We start from the raw sequence: 14,886 nt of genomic DNA, 5'->3' as shown, positions 1-14,886 counted from the left end.
CGGGCAGCCTGCTCCTAGACGAGGGCGGGCGCCAGTTGCTCGAACTGGTCGGCCGCCGAGGCCAGATCCGGCGCGAACACCGTGGTGATGACGTGGTCGGCGCCGGCGTCGAGGTGCTCCTGGACCCGCCCCGAGATGGCGGCCATGTCGCCCCAGGCGAAACAGGCGTCGATGACCTCGTCGGAGGTGCCGTCCGCCAGCGCCGCGTCGTCGTAACCCAGGTCCTTGAGCGCTCGGAGGTAAGGCGATCCCGGCAAGGTCAGCGTCGGGGTCTGCCGGGCGACGGCGCGCGCCGTCGCGGGATCGCTCTCGGGGATGACGGCCTGGACGATGATCAGCAGCTTGTCCGGGCCGAGCAGCTTCCGCGCGCGGCGAGTGTGCTCGGGGGGCATCATCGCGGGCAGCGCACCGTCCGCGCCGTCACGCGCCAGCCCCTGCATCTTCGGCCCCAGCGCGGCGACCACCCGCGGGAACGGGACCGACGGCACCGGCGCGGACTCGACGGCCGCGTCCATCCCGTCCAAGTACTCGCGCATCTTGCGCAGCGGGCTGGTCCACTGCTGGCCGCTCTGCTCGACCAGGAAGCCCATGCTGACGCCGACCCCGAGCGCCAGGCGGCCGGGATAGGCGTCGGCCAGCACGGACGCGGCGCCCTGCATCGTGGCGGGATGGCGTGCCCACACGTTCGCGATTCCCGACCCCAGGACGATCCGGTCGGTGGCGGCGAGCATCACGCCCAGCTGCGTGAAGACCTCGCGCCCGCCGACACCCTCGTTCACCCAGATCGACCCGTAGCCGGCCTTCTCGACCCGCGCCGCCGCGTTGCGCCACTCCTCGGCCGGTGCGAGGGGCGTCATCAGCCCGACCCCGACCCGTCCGAGCCGGCGCCGTGCCTCGTTCACCGCGGTGTTCGCCATCATGTCTCCCTCGTCCGCCGTACAATCGGAACCGTTAGCCCGTTTAGGACGGTACCGGAACGCATGCCCCGGTTGTCAACGTCCGCTCCGAAGGAGGCCGCCGGTGACCGCCGAACCGCCCGTCCCTCGCCGCGCCGACGCGCTCCGGAACCGTGAGCGGATCCTGCAGGCGGCACTCGACGCCTTCTCCACCGACGGCAGGCTCGTCCCGCTCGACGAGATCGCACGCAGGGCCGGCGTCGGGGCCGGGACCGTCTACCGCAACTTCCCGACCAAGGAGGCCCTGTTCACAGCCGTCGTCGCCAACCGCGTCGTGCGGATCGTGGACGAGGCGAAAGCGCTTGCCGACACCGGGGACCCGGTGGAAGCGTTCTATGGTTTCGTGACATGGGTGGTCGAGCGGGCGATGGTCAACCACGCGCTGTGCGAGGCCCTGGCGCTGGACGACGGTATCGGTGCCTTCGACTACCGCTGCGTGGACGAGGACTTCACGGCCGCTCTCGCCGTGCTGCTGCGAAGGGCCCAGGAAGCGGGTGGTGTACGGGACGACGTGGACGTCACCGACATCCGGACCCTGCTGGTCGGATGCATGATCATGGAACGGCGGCACCGCTCGACGGGACCGCCTGGCCGCATGACGACCCTCGCCTGTGACGCGCTTCGCCCGTCTCCGGGTCCAGTGCTCCCGGCTCAGTCCCGTAACGTAACGGATCTGGTGTCACGTAACGAAACCAGAGGATGTGAGGTCTGCGGAACGCCACTGGCGGCCGCCCGGACGGGCCGTCCCGCCCGCTACTGCGGTGCCACCTGCCGTCAGAAGGCCCACCGTCGCCGCCACACCACATCCTGAACCCTTGGAAAATCCGATTGATCCCCCCTCATCCGCGCGGCACGCTGGGCTTATCCCCACCCAGGAGCCCGCTTGAAAACGCCCACACGCGAGATCCGCGCAGCCCACGACCGCGACTCGATCACTGTCTACCAGGCCTACGGACCTGAGATCGGTGGGCCCGCGGCGGAGCACGGCACGTTCCTGCCACCTTTCTCCCGGCACCGCATGACCTGGATCAAACCGTCCTTCCTGTGGCTGATGGCGCGCAGCAACTGGGCACGGAAACCTGGGCAGGAATCGATACTCGCGGTCCGGATCAGCCGTGCGGGCTGGGAGGAGGCACTCGGCCTCGCCGTCCCCACAGACCCGGACCGGCGCGTCTTCCGCAGTTCCGACGAATGGCGCGAGCGGTTCGCGAAGGCCGTCGTCCACGTCCAGTGGGACCCGGAACGTTCGCTACGAGGCCAGAAGATGGAGGCGCGGAGCATCCAGATCGGACTGAGCCGGCACATCGTCGACCACTACGTCGACGACTGGATCATCGGGATCGACGACCGCACACCACTTGTCCGCACAATGCATCGGCTGGTCCAGGCCGGTCAGGTCGGCAAGGCCAGGGCACTTCTTCCCCCAGAACGTCCATATCCGTTGTCAGCCGACCTGGCCCACCGCCTCGGCGCGGACTCTGCCGCCGGACCGGAGAGATCACGCTGATCGCCCCCGGCGGTACGTCTCAAGCCTCTCGGCGAGTTCCTCCCCCATGGACTGCGCCACCACGATGAGTTCGCCCCGATCATCGATCGCCTCAACCACAACGTCGGCGTATTCCTGGAGCCCTGCATCGCCGTCCCCGGCCGGAAGATCCACGGCCACCACTGCATGACCGTACCTGCGCAGTTCCGGAACGAGCCGATGCCAGTACCAAGCTCGTCCACCGGCTCTATAGGCACGTAGCTCGCCATGTTTCCGGCCCCCGCCCCTGTGAGATCGCTCCGCCACCACAGCCCGGCGCTGGCCAGCAACTCGCGCACTGGTGGCAGCAACATGGGCCCCCAGAGCCTCCGGGAGCCTAGGGTCCTCGTTACCCTCCACGAAGCAAGGCCGCCCCCGCCCCGGGGACCTCTGAACGACCAGCCCTCGGCCCTCGCCCCAGTCTCCCATCGTGGAGAGGAACTCCTCACGAAACCCGCGCGTCCCACTGTTCTCGAACATGTGTTCGGGCTAGGGTGTCGTTCCGTGCGTATCGATGAACCCGTCTCCGCAGAGACCACCTCCACGGGCCGCCCATCGCAGATCTCCGGCGCTCACGGTCACTACCGGGTGCGCCGGGTCCTGGAGGAATGGCAAGCACCCGGCCAGGCACGGTTCTACCGTCTCCAGGTCAACACCCCCGAGGGATCCGCGATCGCTGAAGTCATCGCCTCTCCCGCTGGCCCCTGGACCCTCCGGCAGGTTTGGTCCTGACCGCACCGGCACGAACCTGGTGGTCGTCCGCCAATCGCAGAACGACTCGTCCGGAGAACCCACCCCGCTCTGTTGCCTTAGCTGCTCGGCGCGCCTCCAACTCGTCCGGCGTGAGCCGGTGGGCTGCCGCCAACGCATGGACGACCTCCAGCAGATCGGCGAGTTCATCGGGGTCGCCGCTCGCGACATACTCGCCCGCCTCCTCGTACAGCTTGGCGCGCAGCAATGCCTCGTACTCGTCCGGACCGGCGACGCGGCACTCGGCCTGCCGTCCTGTGCTCTCAATGACCTCGGGTATCCGGTCACGGACGAGCTTTTCAGTGAGCCCCCTGCCTACCTTGGTGCGATGCACCGCTCCGCCACGTCGCCGATCCAGAGACTCGATCCATTTCACGGCGACCGCGGCCGTCTGAACCAGTTCGGTGCGAAGCCTGCCGGGTTCCGTCTCGGCGAGCGCTTCGAAGAACTCCTCGGTGAGCACATGGCGCCACGTCAGTCGCCCCTGCTTCGCCGCTGCGCTGCACTCCCGCTTAGCCTTCTCCGCGAGCTCGATGAACTCCGGTCCGCTCCCGTCGGGAAATTCCTGACAACCCCACATCCGGTCCTGAGCGTCACGCTCAGCCGCGATGTCCGTCAAAACTCTCGCCAGCTCAGGCGCGACTTCCTCGTCCTTCATAAGCAGACGCTAACCGGATGGACCCCAGGTTTTCGCGGGCGTGGTCATAGAAGCGCGAGCCGGACCGCTAGGAGGGGCAAACGGCCCAAGTCGCGTCCCCATGCGGGTCGGCACCGAGGACCCGGTCAGCCTGGACCCGGGAGCGAGCATAGGCAACGCCCCACGGGCGGCGCTCAAGGTGAGGATCGTGGAGTCCGGCGACGGTGCGTGCTGCTGGATCTGACCGGCGGGACGGACCACAACCTCACCGCCGAGCCCGGCACCGTAGGCGCGGGTCGCGACTCGCGACTCGTGTGAGGTGCATCCGTCTGAACGGCTCTACCTCAAAGTGCGCCCCAGAATCGACTACACGTCCCATGCCCACGACAGCGAATCTTGGCCAGTGGCTTCAATCCCGTCGAACCCTCTCATCCCATCCACCAGCCCCATGTCGCCGCTCGCCGCCCGAACCCTTTAGCCGTTCCCACCCCCGTGCCGGTTGCGGCGCCGGGGTGGACGGCCGGCGCCGTTGCGGTGGGCCGTGACCCGCTGGCCGGCGCCGCATGGCTGGTCGGCCATCAGGTCGGATGCAAGTCGTCGGGTTCGCAGCTCAGCAGTTCGTGCAGGATAGGCGGGAGCTCATCCCAGAGCCATTCGTTCAAGCTGCCAGGGAAGTCTTCTGGTGCATTGATGCTCAGTCGGCCGGACGCGATCTCACCTAGCCGAACCGGGAGGGGGCCGTCGTCCCAGAGCGGCCCATGGCTGCCCCAGAAGGCGGAGAAGTCGTTGCTCGTGAGAAGGAGTTCCTCGGGCAGGACGTGTTTGCCCGGATGTCGGCCCAGGGGGAGGAGCCGTTGAGCGGTCGTGCGTAGGACGTTGAGGGCCGCCAGGTCGTGTGAGCAGGCCACGTTCGTGATTGCGAGGTCTGGCAGGCCGAAGCGACGCAGGCCACGGGTGCTGAGGTCGACGCAGGCGCAGCCGTCGATGTCGTCCGCATCGGCGGGACATCGGCCGGCGTTCCGAGAAGGCGGCAGGGAGGTGCCTATCCAGTCATCGGCGAGCACGAATGTCTCGGAATGGCCGAAGGGGTTGCCTGGGAGCACACGGGCAGTACTCATGTCCACGGGTACACCGCAGAGCGATTCAGCGAGCGCCTCGGTCGCGACGCGGGCCAGGTGCAGGCCCTGAGGGAGATCGGTGGCAGGGAGGACGGAAACCACGCTGATGTGCCATGGGGCCTGCCGTGCCTTCCGGACGTCATCTTCCTCGGTGGACGTCAGTTCGCCCATGTCCCACTGCGACTCGTCCGCTCGGTGCTCGGATATGGCGAGACGAGGGGTGCCCAGTCGTTCCGTCACCGGGGTCGTGAACAGCGCCGGCAGGCACTGGCGGATCGCGCTGGGGATGTCGTCGGGTACCCGATCCGTTGTGACCACGAAGCCGGTGGTGATCTTCTCGGGCACCGTGATGGTGATGGACATGGCAACTCCCTGAGCCGTCGGCGGACTGGTGTGTTGGTCCAGCCTTGGGGAGGCGCCCGTCTGACGGAAGTGGAACAGGATTCTGTGGATAACTAGGTACAGAAATGCGCTGGATGTCTCATATGACGGAATCTAGAAGGCGCAGGGTAGGGACTTAATTCCGTTGATGAAACTGGAGCGCTGGCGGGAGGCAGTCGCTGTTGCGTGAATATTCGGAAGGCGCCCATAGAGCTCGCGGAGTAGCTCTGTAATCTCGCGCCTGGCCAGGTGGGCCCCGAGACAGAAGTGTGGGCCAGGAGCTCCGAACCCGATGTGTGGGTTGGGGGAGCGTGTGATGCTGAACGTATGCGGATCTTTGAACATGGCCTCGTCGCGGTTGGCGGAGTTGTAGTACAGCACGACTCTTTCTCCGGACCGGTAGACATGCCCTTGGAGCTCGTAGTCGCGAGTCAGAGTGCGGCGCATCCACGTCACCGGGGACGCGTAGCGGACAACCTCCTCGACCGCGCCGGGAAGTCGCCGGTTCATGTCCGAAAGAAGTAATGTCCGCTGATCGGGGTTCGCGCTGAGGAGCACGAGGGCGTGTGACAGAGCGTTTCGAGTGGTCTCGTTGCCCGCCACGACCAGGAGCGTGAAGAATCGCCCCAATTCGACATCGGTGAGAGCCTCACCATCCACGTTCGCGTTCGTCAGCGCGGTCACCAGATCGTCCGCGGGCTGTTCGCGACGCAGTCGTCCCAGGTCAGCCATGAGTGCGTGAAGGTAGGAGAACTTCTCGCGCATCGTTGTCGTGCGGTCCTTGCCGTCTGGGCCGACATAGTCGGGATCGCCGATCGCCAGGATCGCGTTGGTGGCGTCGATGACGTCGCCATAGGCGGAGTCGGGGATGCCCATCATGGAACAGATGATCTGGAGTGGCATCGGAGTGGCGACATGCTTGACGAAATCGCAGGGGCCCCGGTCAGCCAGCTCGTCCACGAGTCGGCGGGCCAGCACGGTCACATCACCGGTAAAGCGCTGGATCATGCGCGGGGTGAATGAGCGGGAGACGATTCGGCGGAGCCTGGCATGCCGTGGATCATCCAGACTGATCATGGACCCGCGATATTCGATGACTTCCGGCGCCGGGTCGATGACGCTGACGGCGGTGGGTTGCGAGCTGAACACCTCGGGATGCCGGCTGGCCTCGCTGACCTGTTCATGCCGCGTGAGCGCGTAGAAACCGGGACCTTCGGATAGCGGGCAGTACACTCGCCCCTCCACCGCCCGAAGTGCGGCGAACAACTCGTCGCGCTCTCTTTGTGGTCTTTCCCAGAAGTCTAAGTTCGTCAGGCGTGTCTCGACGATGGAGGGCACTGATCAGGCCGCCTTCCGTGAGGAATCGACCACAGGTTAACCCGGCTGTTTAGGAGATGCGATCAGTGACGGCGGGCGGTGAGAACGTACGGCTCTGTTCTGCCCGGCTGACGAGGGCGCACCGGACGGGCCCTCAGCCCGCCCGGTGCGCGCGCAGGCGTCGCTCGCACGGAACGGCCCTCGCACGCGTCGTCGCAGTTCACGCCGCGACCGGACCGTGTCGTCAGCGGGCGGAAAGATCCACGTAGTGCCGCTCGCTCGGCCCCACGTACACCTGACGCGGACGTCCGATCTTAGTGGCCGTGTCGTTCATCATCTCGCGCCACTGGGCGATCCAGCCGGGCAGCCGGCCGAGCGCGAACAGCACCGTGAAGGCGTTGGTCGGGAAGCCCATCGCCTTGTAGATGACACCGGTGTAGAAGTCGACGTTCGGGTAGAGCTTGCGCTCGACGAAGTAGTCGTCGCTCAGGGCGACCTCCTCCAGGCGCATCGCGAGGTCAAGCAGCGGGTCGGATTTTCCGAGGGCTTCCAGGACCTTGCCGGTGGCCTTCTTCACAACGGCCGCACGCGGGTCGTAGTTGCGGTACACGCGGTGCCCGAAGCCCATCAGCTTGACGCCCGGCTCCTTGTTCTTCACGCGCTGGACGAACGAGTCGACGTTGTCGCCGTTCTCGTGAATCCTCTCCAGCATTTCCAGCACGGCCTGGTTCGCGCCTCCGTGGAGCGGTCCGAACAGGGCATCGACACCCGCGGAGACCGAGGAGAACAGGTTCGCCTGGCTGGAGCCCACCAGCCGTACGGTCGACGTGGAGCAGTTCTGCTCGTGGTCGGCGTGCAGGACGAACAGCATGTCCAGCACCCGTACGATCTCGGGGTCGATCTCGTACGGCTGCGTGGGCAGGCCAAAGGTCATGCGAAGGAAGTTCTCCACGTACCCATGGGAGTTGTCCGGGTAGAGCAGCGGTTGCCCGATGGAGGTCTTGTACGCGTACGCAGCGATCGTGGGCAGCTTGGCGATGAGCCGGATGCTGGACTGATCGACCTGGTCGGGATCGAAGGGATCGAGGCTGTCCTGGTAGAACGTCGACAGCGCGCTGACCGCGGACGACAGGACCGCCATCGGATGCGCGCGGCGTGGGAAGGCGGAGAAGAACGCGCGGAACTTCTCGTCCAGCAGCGTGTGGTTGCGGATGCTGTCGGTGAACTCCGAGAGCAGGTCGGCGGTCGGCAGCTCGCCGTAGATCAGCAGGTAGGCGACCTCGAGGAAGGACGACTTCTCCGCCAGCTCCTCGATCGGATAGCCCCGGTAGCGCAAGATGCCCGCTTCGCCGTCGATATACGTGATCGACGACGTGGTGGAGGCGGTGTTGGTGAACCCGGGGTCAAGGGTGACGTGACCGGTCTCCTTCAGGAGACTGCCCACACCCAACCCAGAGGGCCCCTCAGTCGCGTCCGTCACCTCGAGGGGCATGCGACCGCCCGCGTGGCTGAGCTCGAAATCCGACATACTCGCTCGCTCCCAACTCCGTCCACACCTGCGCAGACGCTCCGCTCTTCATCGTATCCACGTGATCACACGGGCCAATCCGGGCCCGGCTCGTTGACGGCGGGCCCGCCATGGTGTTCCGGTGGGTGCATGAGCGACCACATCGCCACCGAACTCGCCGCGCGCGTCCGAGACGAGATCGCGGCCGCGCCGACCGGGAACAGGTTCCTCGACCTGCTGGAAACAGGCCGCTTGCCCCGAGAACGCCTGGTCTGGCTGGCCGGAGAGGAGTATCGGATCGTCAGTAGCGACCGGCGTAGTTTCGCCCTGTTGGCCGCGCGGTATCCGGATTCACCCGCCGGCGACCTGTTCCTGGACCTCGCGCAAGGCGAGGCGCAAGCGCTCAAGCTGCTGGACGGATTCGTCGTCGCGCTCGGTGAAAGTGAGAAGAATCTCAACGCGTACGAGCCCCATCCGTTCGCTCAGACGTACCCCGCCTACCTTGCACAGCGCGCCGTCTTCGGGACCGCCGCCGAGGTCGCTCTCGCCATGCTCGCCAACCTTGAGGAGTGGGGCGCCTACTGCTCCCGCACGGCCAAGGCCCTCGGCGTTCACTATGGCCTCGACGAGGACGCGGTGGCGTTCTTTACGTTCTTCGCCGAGTCGCCTCCCGGCTTCGAAGAGCGGGCCTTGGCGGTCGTCAGCGCCGGCCTGGCGGCGGGCGACGACCCACAAGAGATCGCTCGCGCAGCGCGCCTCCTGCACGCTTACGAGAACGCCTTCTGGGATGCGCTCGCAGAGGGATTGCCCTAGAAGGTAAAGCTAAGCGCTACCCGCGCCGCTCCTCGGAGGCGGCGATCTGCCTCACCCGCACACTGTCGTTACCTTTTGTATTCACTCGCGCACGTTTGGTAGCTCGGCCGTGATTTCGATCAGTGTTCTCTCCTGGACGCCTTGATGAGCTCGGCGAAGTCCGCAGGTAGCCACTCCTCCCCATAGTGCGCGTCCAGAAGCGTGGACAGGGCGATGAGGACCTGATCCGGCGACGGGCGCTCCGCTGCCTCCTTGACGAGACACCGCGTCACGAGCCCACGCATGGGATCCGGCAATCGGCTGAGGTCAGGGTCGCGATGGACGATGCGACCGCGGACCTTGTGGCCGGTACCGAACGGTGCCGCGCCGGTCGCAGCGAAAACGAGGTCCGGCGCCCAGCCTGCACGCCGCCTGCTCAGGCAGTGGCCCCTTCTCCCGCACTACAGCGGAAAGGCTCACGCCACGGATGAACTGTGTCGCGAGCCACGGCTGATCGGCGTCCGGATCCGCGTCGACGACGGGCGCTGTGTAGAAACCACTGACCGACTGAGCCGACCTCACTTCATGGCGAAACCGGGCACGCCACTTGGGATCGCCTAGTAGTTCCTGTCGTATCACCTTCACAGCCACGAGCCGCCTGCTCGGTGACGTTGCGAGGAAGACCTCGCCATCCCTCCTGAGCCCAGCCGTGTGACCACACGATAGGGGCCGATCATCTGTGGGGGACCAGGGTGCATGGGCGCGAGATCCGATCATGGTGGGCGAGCTTCATCGTGCCACGAACCGGCTTGCACATCCGAACGGGGAGGATCACGTCCAGGGGAGTGCGTTTCGCTCGGCCCAGTAGCGTTCGGGCGGAAGACTCAAGGTGGCCAGTGCATCCAGGTCCTCTTCAACAAGGGACACCTTCATCGCCTCCAGGTTCGACTCCAACTGCGCTGGACTCGCCGCCCCGATGAGGACGGTATCCGCCCACGGTTGACTCAAGGCGCCCGCCAGTGCCAACGCGTCTGGTCGTGTCTGGTGCTTGGACGCGGCGCGTCGCACGTGCGCGGGAGGAAGGACGGCGAGTCTCCCGTTGGCCAAGACCTCTTTGAGCAGGACGTGCAGCCCCGCCTCGTGTGCCTCCTTCAGTGCCACCGCGGCCGACGTTTCGAGGAGGTTCCATGTTGCTTGGACAGTGCTGAAGAGCGGTTCTCCAGACACCTCAAGCGCCATCGCACGCCGTATCGTCTCGGCCTGCCTTGGGCCGGAGGTCGAGAAGCCGACGCGCACACCGTTCCGACCGGTCTCCAGGAGTGCAGCCTGCAGCCGAATGTCCTGGAACAGTGGACTCTCCTCAGTCAGCGAATGCACCTGGTACACGGCCAGGTGACCGTCGAGTAGTGCGGTCGTCTCGTCGTACTGCTCGCGATAGCGCCGGAGACTGTGCTCCTTGACCTCGTGGACCGCCGCGTCCATCTTCCAATCGCCGACGTAGGTATAACCCCACTTGCTGGAGACGTTCACGTCGTGCAGGCCTCGCGCGGAGAGCCATCCACTCAGGAACTCCTCTGCTCGACCGTAGGATCGCGCTGCGTCCACCCAGCGGATGCCTGCCGCGTACGCAACGTCCAGGACATCCCAGGTTGCGCGGCGTAGTTCGGCCACGCTGCGGTCTTCGGGGAGCGCCTCGGCTCTCCCCACATTGATGTATGCCGGCCGTCCCACTGCCGCCAGACCGATGCCGAACCGCCGTATCACATCCATCCTCTCAGAGTGTCACGACCAGTAGGTCTTCGATCCAGGGACGCACGCCCGATATGTCCACAGAATTTGGCAATCAATTGATTTCGTGCGAAGTGACGCCGACCGAAAAGTTATCCACAGAATCACATTCCACTATTTCTGTTGGGCGACCCGAGAGATGGTGGTCCTGCCAATGTTCATCGAGACAGGAGGGTCATGATGGCTGCTCAGATCATTCGTGGTGACTTCGGTCCTCACCAGTTCGCGGGTCACCTTGGACTGTCCCGCTGGCAGCTACGGGTCGGGCGGGAGCACGGACTCGTGCCGGCTCCCGACGTCGACGGCGAACGATGGTCTGCCCGGCTCGCTGAGGAGAACAGGGGAAACGGCGCCACGGTCATCGCGATGTTCGGGGACGATCCGCCGATAGGCTCCGCCCGGGCGGCGGCCCGGTTGGCCTCACGAATCGGGCTCGACGTCGAGCGCAGGGACGTCGAGGTACTGGTCGCCCAAGGCGATCTCAAGGTGATCAGCCGCTTCCGTGGGTACCCGGTTTACCTCATGCGTGACCTGGACCGGCTCGACCCGGAGTCGATACGCAGGGTCGTCTCCGCCAGAAAGGGGCCTTTGCTCGACAGCGTCGACGCGACCGGGGCCGCAATGATCCTCGCTTGGCCGAGGAGGTCGTTCGACCTGATCGCAATTGAGCGAGCCCTGCCGACGGATCAGCTTGGCCGCTACGCCCTCGACGACATCCAGGCCTTGGCCACGGACGAGAACCTGGCGCGCCGAGTCCTCGAAGAGAAACGCCGACTGGCGCTGGCCAAGACTCGAAGGTCAGAGACCAGAATCGAGGACGCGCTCCGTAGTTGGCTCCTACAGTGCACGGCCTATGTGGACCGTACCGTCGACCAGCCGCCGGATCCCGCAACCATCGGCCGAGAGATTCGCGCATTGGTCACTGCCAGGGCTGAAACGGCCAGATATGAGCGCGGTGAGGAATAGAAGCCTGGCGCGTCGCGGACCACTTCACCGCCACAGGGATCGCTGCTTGCTCCACTTCCTGGTCCTGATGACTGCCCGGCAGGCGTCGAAGCCCGCCTCAGCCTCGATGGTTGACTCGACACCGACCTGGGTTGACGAGCTTGGGCCTGTCGAGCCATCACGAGTTGCTGGGCCACGATGCAGGTTGGACCGATCACCGCCAGAGGTTGAAGGAAGAGCACGCCAGCTGATCGATGACCGTCTGGAGATCACCGGCGCGAGATGGCGTCTGGCTGGGGCCGAGGTCATTCTCAAGCCAAGGGCCATCACCACCAACGGCGATCCAAGTGCCTACTGGACCTATCACCTCGACCGCGAACACCCACGCCTCCAGCGCCGGCCAGCAGGACGCCTACTCTTCGCTAGGTGAGCGCCAGGCCATGGTCACTATCGGTGTCGCCGGTGAAGGTTCAGGTCCGCCAGCAAGCAGTCCGCGCTCCCACGAGGGGCCTGCACGAACTGATTCGGCAATGCCTCACGTGTTCACGGCCAGGCTGAGTCGAAGCTCTGGCGTCGGCGACTCGAAGGCGGCTTCAACAGCACGGGACAGCGGCCGACTCGTTCTCGTCACGACGCGCCGGCAGCCAGTCGACGATCAGTAACCGCGAGAACCATGCAGTCGTTGTGATCGGCGATAGCGTTCAGGACGACACTGCGTAGCAAGCGGCGATCGCGGAGGCGCGGTCGCGCAGGGAGGTGCGCAACCACTGCGGGGCCAAGGCTTCCGCGTTCGTGGCGAGTTGCCACAGCGCCCACTCAGCGTGTCTGGAGTCTTGGAAGTCCACCTCCAGGCGCGACCAGCCGTCTGGGTCGGCTTCTTCGGTGCGAACCGCCAGTGCGGTGTCTACCAGGTCTTGTCGCCGTGCCGGGTGCACTCGTACCAGCACGGTGACCTGGTCGCCGCCGGTCCGGAACTGAGTGCTGCGTTCCTGCCACGCCCGGTCCAGATCGACCCGTTCTGGCCGCTGTGCGGGTTCGGTGAGTTCCTCCGCGGCCAGGACGCGGGACAGCCGGTAGGTGCGGTCCGCGCCGGACCTGGTGGCCAGCAAGTAGCCCTGGTCCCGCACGGTGACCAGGCCAATCGGGTCCACGGTGCGCCATTTGGGGGTCTGGCCCACAGCCGCGTAGTGGATGCGCAGCTTGCGTCCGGCGAACACCGCGCGCCGGACCTCGGCCACTACGGTCTCGGGCACCTCCTCCGCGAGCAGCCGGCGCGAGAGCAGGTCGGTCTCGGGGTCGATGAGAAGGCGCCGCGCCGCATCGCTCGCGGTGTCCCGATAGCTCTCGGGCAGCGCGTCAACCACCTTGAGCATCGCCGAAGCGAGCGCCGAGCCGAGGCCGAATGCCTGCGCGCCCCTCCGCGATCCGGCGATCAGCAGGGCAAGGGCCTCGTCGTGGTTCAGTCCGGTGAGCTCGGTCCGGAAACCGGGCAACAGCGCGAAACCGCCGTGCCGCCCACGTTCGGCGTAGACCGGGACACCGGCCGCCGACAGCGCCTCGATGTCGCGCAACACGGTGCGGGTGGATACCTCGAGCTTGCGGGCCAGCGCGGCCGCAGACAGCCGACCGTGCCGGCGCAGTAGCAGCACCAGCGAGACCAAGCGGTCGGCGCGCATACGAAGACTCTACGCGGATACACGACACAAGATGTCGTGTATTGCGGGGAGGCTTCTCAGCATGGCGAAAGAGACGGTGGCCACTGAGCCGATGGGCGTAGGTAACCTCGACGAACCGAAGGGAGCTGATGCGGCAATGCAGCGAACGGCGGTCAACCCTTGGGCGTGGTCGGTGGAGATGGGCTACAACCAGGGTGAGATCGTCTCCGGGCACACCCGGACCCTGTACTGCGCGGGACAGACTGCCATGAGCGGCGACGGCCAGCCCCAGCATCCCGGTGACATGGCGGCGCAGTTGGCGCTGAGCATCGACAACCTGGAGGCGGTGCTCAGCGAGGCCGGTATGTCTCTCGCAAGCCTCGTCCGCCTCAACATCTACACCACCGACGTCGATCAGCTCTTCGAACAGTACGCCGTACTGGCGTCGCGGTTGCGCGCCGCCGGGGTGGCACCGTCCACGACGATGCTCGGGGTGGCGCGGCTGGCGCTCCCCGACCTGATGGTCGAGCTGGAGGGGACCGCCGTTGCATGATGCGACTCGCCGCGTCCGGCAGGCCTGCCGGAAGAACCGAACGACAGGTGGGCAGGTGGGTGATCTCCGGTGCTCAGGATGGTGACAGTCGGCGTCTACGGCTTCGGCGGCGAGTCCTTCCTGCGACGGCTGCGGCAGGCGGACGTCCGGCTGCTGCTCGACGTACGCCAGCGCCGCGGTGTCCGAGGAGCCGAGTACGCCTGGGCCAATGCACGCCAGTTGCAGGCGTCCCTAGCCCGTGCTCGGATCGCCTACGAGCATCACCGCGAGCTCGCCCCAACCACCGAGTTGCGCCGAATTCAGTATGCGGAGGATGACCGCCAAGGGGTCGGCAAGCGCTCGCGCCGCGAACTCGCTGCCGAGTACACCCGCCTGTACACCACCGAGATCCTCGACCGCGTCGACCTCACGCCGATTGAGGTTCCCCCCGTTGCACGGACACCAGGGTGAGGTCACTCGTGGGTGTCTGAGGGCAGGTTGAGCCCTTCGAACGTGACGGGGCTGTGCATTCCGATACTGGAATGGCGTCTATGAGGATTGTACCAGCATTCGACCCATTCAAAGACCGCGCCGGCCAACTCTTCCCTGGTCTTCCATGTCCGGGTGTCGAGCAACTCCAGTTGCATCGTTCCCCAGAACGACTCCATCATGGAATTGTCGTAGCAGTCACCGACCGTGCCCATCGATCCGAGCAGCCCGGCATCTCGCAGACGTTTCCCGAAGGCCCAGGATGTGTATTGCGTTCCGTGGTCGGAATGCAGAATGGTTGAGTGCGGTGGCGGGGTGCGCCGGGTGACGGCCATGGCGAGTGCGTTGATGACCAGATCGGTGTCCTGGCGGGTGTCGATCGACCAGCCGATGATCCGCCTGGAATAGGCATCCATCACGGCAGCGCAATACAGTTTCCCTTCTGTCGTGGGGTGCTCGGTTATGTCGGTGAGCCACAACCGGTCGGGACCGGC

The 14,886-nt window shown here is 66.0% G+C and carries 16 protein-coding genes; 6 read left to right on the top strand and 10 right to left on the bottom strand.

The window, feature by feature from the left end:
- Positions 1-14: 14 nt before the first annotated feature.
- On the bottom strand, positions 15-920 hold the full coding sequence (locus AMA02S_RS38415; RefSeq protein ID WP_218005268.1) for a TIGR03620 family F420-dependent LLM class oxidoreductase: 906 nt from the start codon (positions 918-920) through the stop codon (positions 15-17).
- A 100-nt stretch (positions 921-1,020) separates the two neighbouring features.
- On the opposite strand from AMA02S_RS38415, the gene AMA02S_RS38410 reads away from it, so the two are divergent.
- On the top strand, positions 1,021-1,767 hold the full coding sequence (locus tag AMA02S_RS38410; RefSeq protein ID WP_067469601.1) for a TetR/AcrR family transcriptional regulator: 747 nt from the start codon (positions 1,021-1,023) through the stop codon (positions 1,765-1,767).
- A gap of 72 nt (positions 1,768-1,839) precedes the next feature.
- Positions 1,840-2,463 carry a DUF4291 domain-containing protein gene (locus AMA02S_RS38405; RefSeq protein WP_067469598.1) on the top strand — a complete coding sequence of 208 codons (624 nt, stop codon included), beginning with the start codon at positions 1,840-1,842 and terminating at the stop codon, positions 2,461-2,463.
- Here AMA02S_RS38405 and AMA02S_RS43310 read toward each other — a convergent pair.
- The 5 genes from AMA02S_RS43310 to AMA02S_RS38385 all read right to left on the bottom strand — a co-directional run bounded on the left by AMA02S_RS43310 (position 2,455) and on the right by AMA02S_RS38385 (position 8,212).
- The gene (locus AMA02S_RS43310) at positions 2,455-2,625 is read right to left on the bottom strand and encodes a hypothetical protein (RefSeq protein WP_174551018.1); all 171 of its coding nucleotides are present in this window, start codon (positions 2,623-2,625) and stop codon (positions 2,455-2,457) included. The two genes, AMA02S_RS38405 and AMA02S_RS43310, sit on opposite strands and share 9 nt — an antisense overlap.
- 538 nt (positions 2,626-3,163) lie before the next feature.
- Positions 3,164-3,889: a nucleoside triphosphate pyrophosphohydrolase gene (locus AMA02S_RS43715; protein WP_067469595.1), complete on the bottom strand. Its 726-nt coding sequence runs from the start codon at positions 3,887-3,889 to the stop codon at positions 3,164-3,166.
- Positions 3,890-4,446: 557 nt separating this feature from the next.
- Positions 4,447-5,349, bottom strand: coding sequence for a hypothetical protein (locus AMA02S_RS38395; RefSeq protein WP_067469592.1), 903 nt, complete (start codon positions 5,347-5,349; stop codon positions 4,447-4,449).
- Positions 5,350-5,481: 132 nt separating this feature from the next.
- Entirely contained in the window at positions 5,482-6,705 is a 1,224-nt protein-coding gene (locus AMA02S_RS38390) for a cytochrome P450 (RefSeq protein WP_067469589.1), read from the bottom strand.
- A gap of 223 nt (positions 6,706-6,928) precedes the next feature.
- On the bottom strand, positions 6,929-8,212 hold the full coding sequence (locus AMA02S_RS38385) for a citrate synthase (protein WP_067469586.1): 1,284 nt from the start codon (positions 8,210-8,212) through the stop codon (positions 6,929-6,931).
- Between the two features lie 129 nt (positions 8,213-8,341).
- Between AMA02S_RS38385 and AMA02S_RS38380 the strand changes: the two genes are divergently transcribed.
- Positions 8,342-9,004, top strand: a complete 663-nt coding sequence (locus AMA02S_RS38380; RefSeq protein WP_067469583.1) for a thiaminase II/PqqC family protein — start codon at positions 8,342-8,344, stop codon at positions 9,002-9,004.
- 119 nt (positions 9,005-9,123) lie between these two features.
- Here the strand turns inward: AMA02S_RS38380 and AMA02S_RS42575 are convergent, their stop codons facing one another.
- Positions 9,124-9,288, bottom strand: a complete 165-nt coding sequence (locus AMA02S_RS42575) for a hypothetical protein (RefSeq protein WP_157431127.1) — start codon at positions 9,286-9,288, stop codon at positions 9,124-9,126.
- A 526-nt stretch (positions 9,289-9,814) separates the two neighbouring features.
- Positions 9,815-10,753 carry an aldo/keto reductase gene (locus tag AMA02S_RS38375; protein WP_067469580.1) on the bottom strand — a complete coding sequence of 313 codons (939 nt, stop codon included), beginning with the start codon at positions 10,751-10,753 and terminating at the stop codon, positions 9,815-9,817.
- Between the two features lie 300 nt (positions 10,754-11,053).
- Between AMA02S_RS38375 and AMA02S_RS38370 the strand changes: the two genes are divergently transcribed.
- Entirely contained in the window at positions 11,054-11,737 is a 684-nt protein-coding gene (locus AMA02S_RS38370) for a hypothetical protein (RefSeq protein WP_157431126.1), read from the top strand.
- A 680-nt stretch (positions 11,738-12,417) separates the two neighbouring features.
- Here the strand turns inward: AMA02S_RS38370 and AMA02S_RS38365 are convergent.
- The gene (locus tag AMA02S_RS38365; RefSeq protein ID WP_067469574.1) at positions 12,418-13,392 is read right to left on the bottom strand and encodes a helix-turn-helix transcriptional regulator; all 975 of its coding nucleotides are present in this window, start codon (positions 13,390-13,392) and stop codon (positions 12,418-12,420) included.
- A 136-nt stretch (positions 13,393-13,528) separates the two neighbouring features.
- On the opposite strand from AMA02S_RS38365, the gene AMA02S_RS38360 reads away from it, so the two are divergent.
- Positions 13,529-13,924 carry a RidA family protein gene (locus AMA02S_RS38360; RefSeq protein ID WP_067469692.1) on the top strand — a complete coding sequence of 132 codons (396 nt, stop codon included), beginning with the start codon at positions 13,529-13,531 and terminating at the stop codon, positions 13,922-13,924.
- Positions 13,925-14,002: 78 nt separating this feature from the next.
- Positions 14,003-14,374: a DUF488 family protein gene (locus AMA02S_RS38355; protein ID WP_218005267.1), complete on the top strand. Its 372-nt coding sequence runs from the start codon at positions 14,003-14,005 to the stop codon at positions 14,372-14,374.
- Between the two features lie 2 nt (positions 14,375-14,376).
- On the opposite strand, the gene AMA02S_RS38350 is transcribed toward AMA02S_RS38355, so the two are convergent.
- The coding region (locus AMA02S_RS38350) for an IS3 family transposase (protein ID WP_157431125.1) at positions 14,377-14,886 on the bottom strand (510 nt) is incomplete at its 5' end.

Source organism: Actinomadura macra NBRC 14102, assembly GCF_001552215.1.
Lineage (GTDB): Bacteria > Actinomycetota > Actinomycetes > Streptosporangiales > Streptosporangiaceae > Spirillospora > Spirillospora macra.
This window is presented reverse-complemented; position numbering and strand designations above follow the sequence as displayed.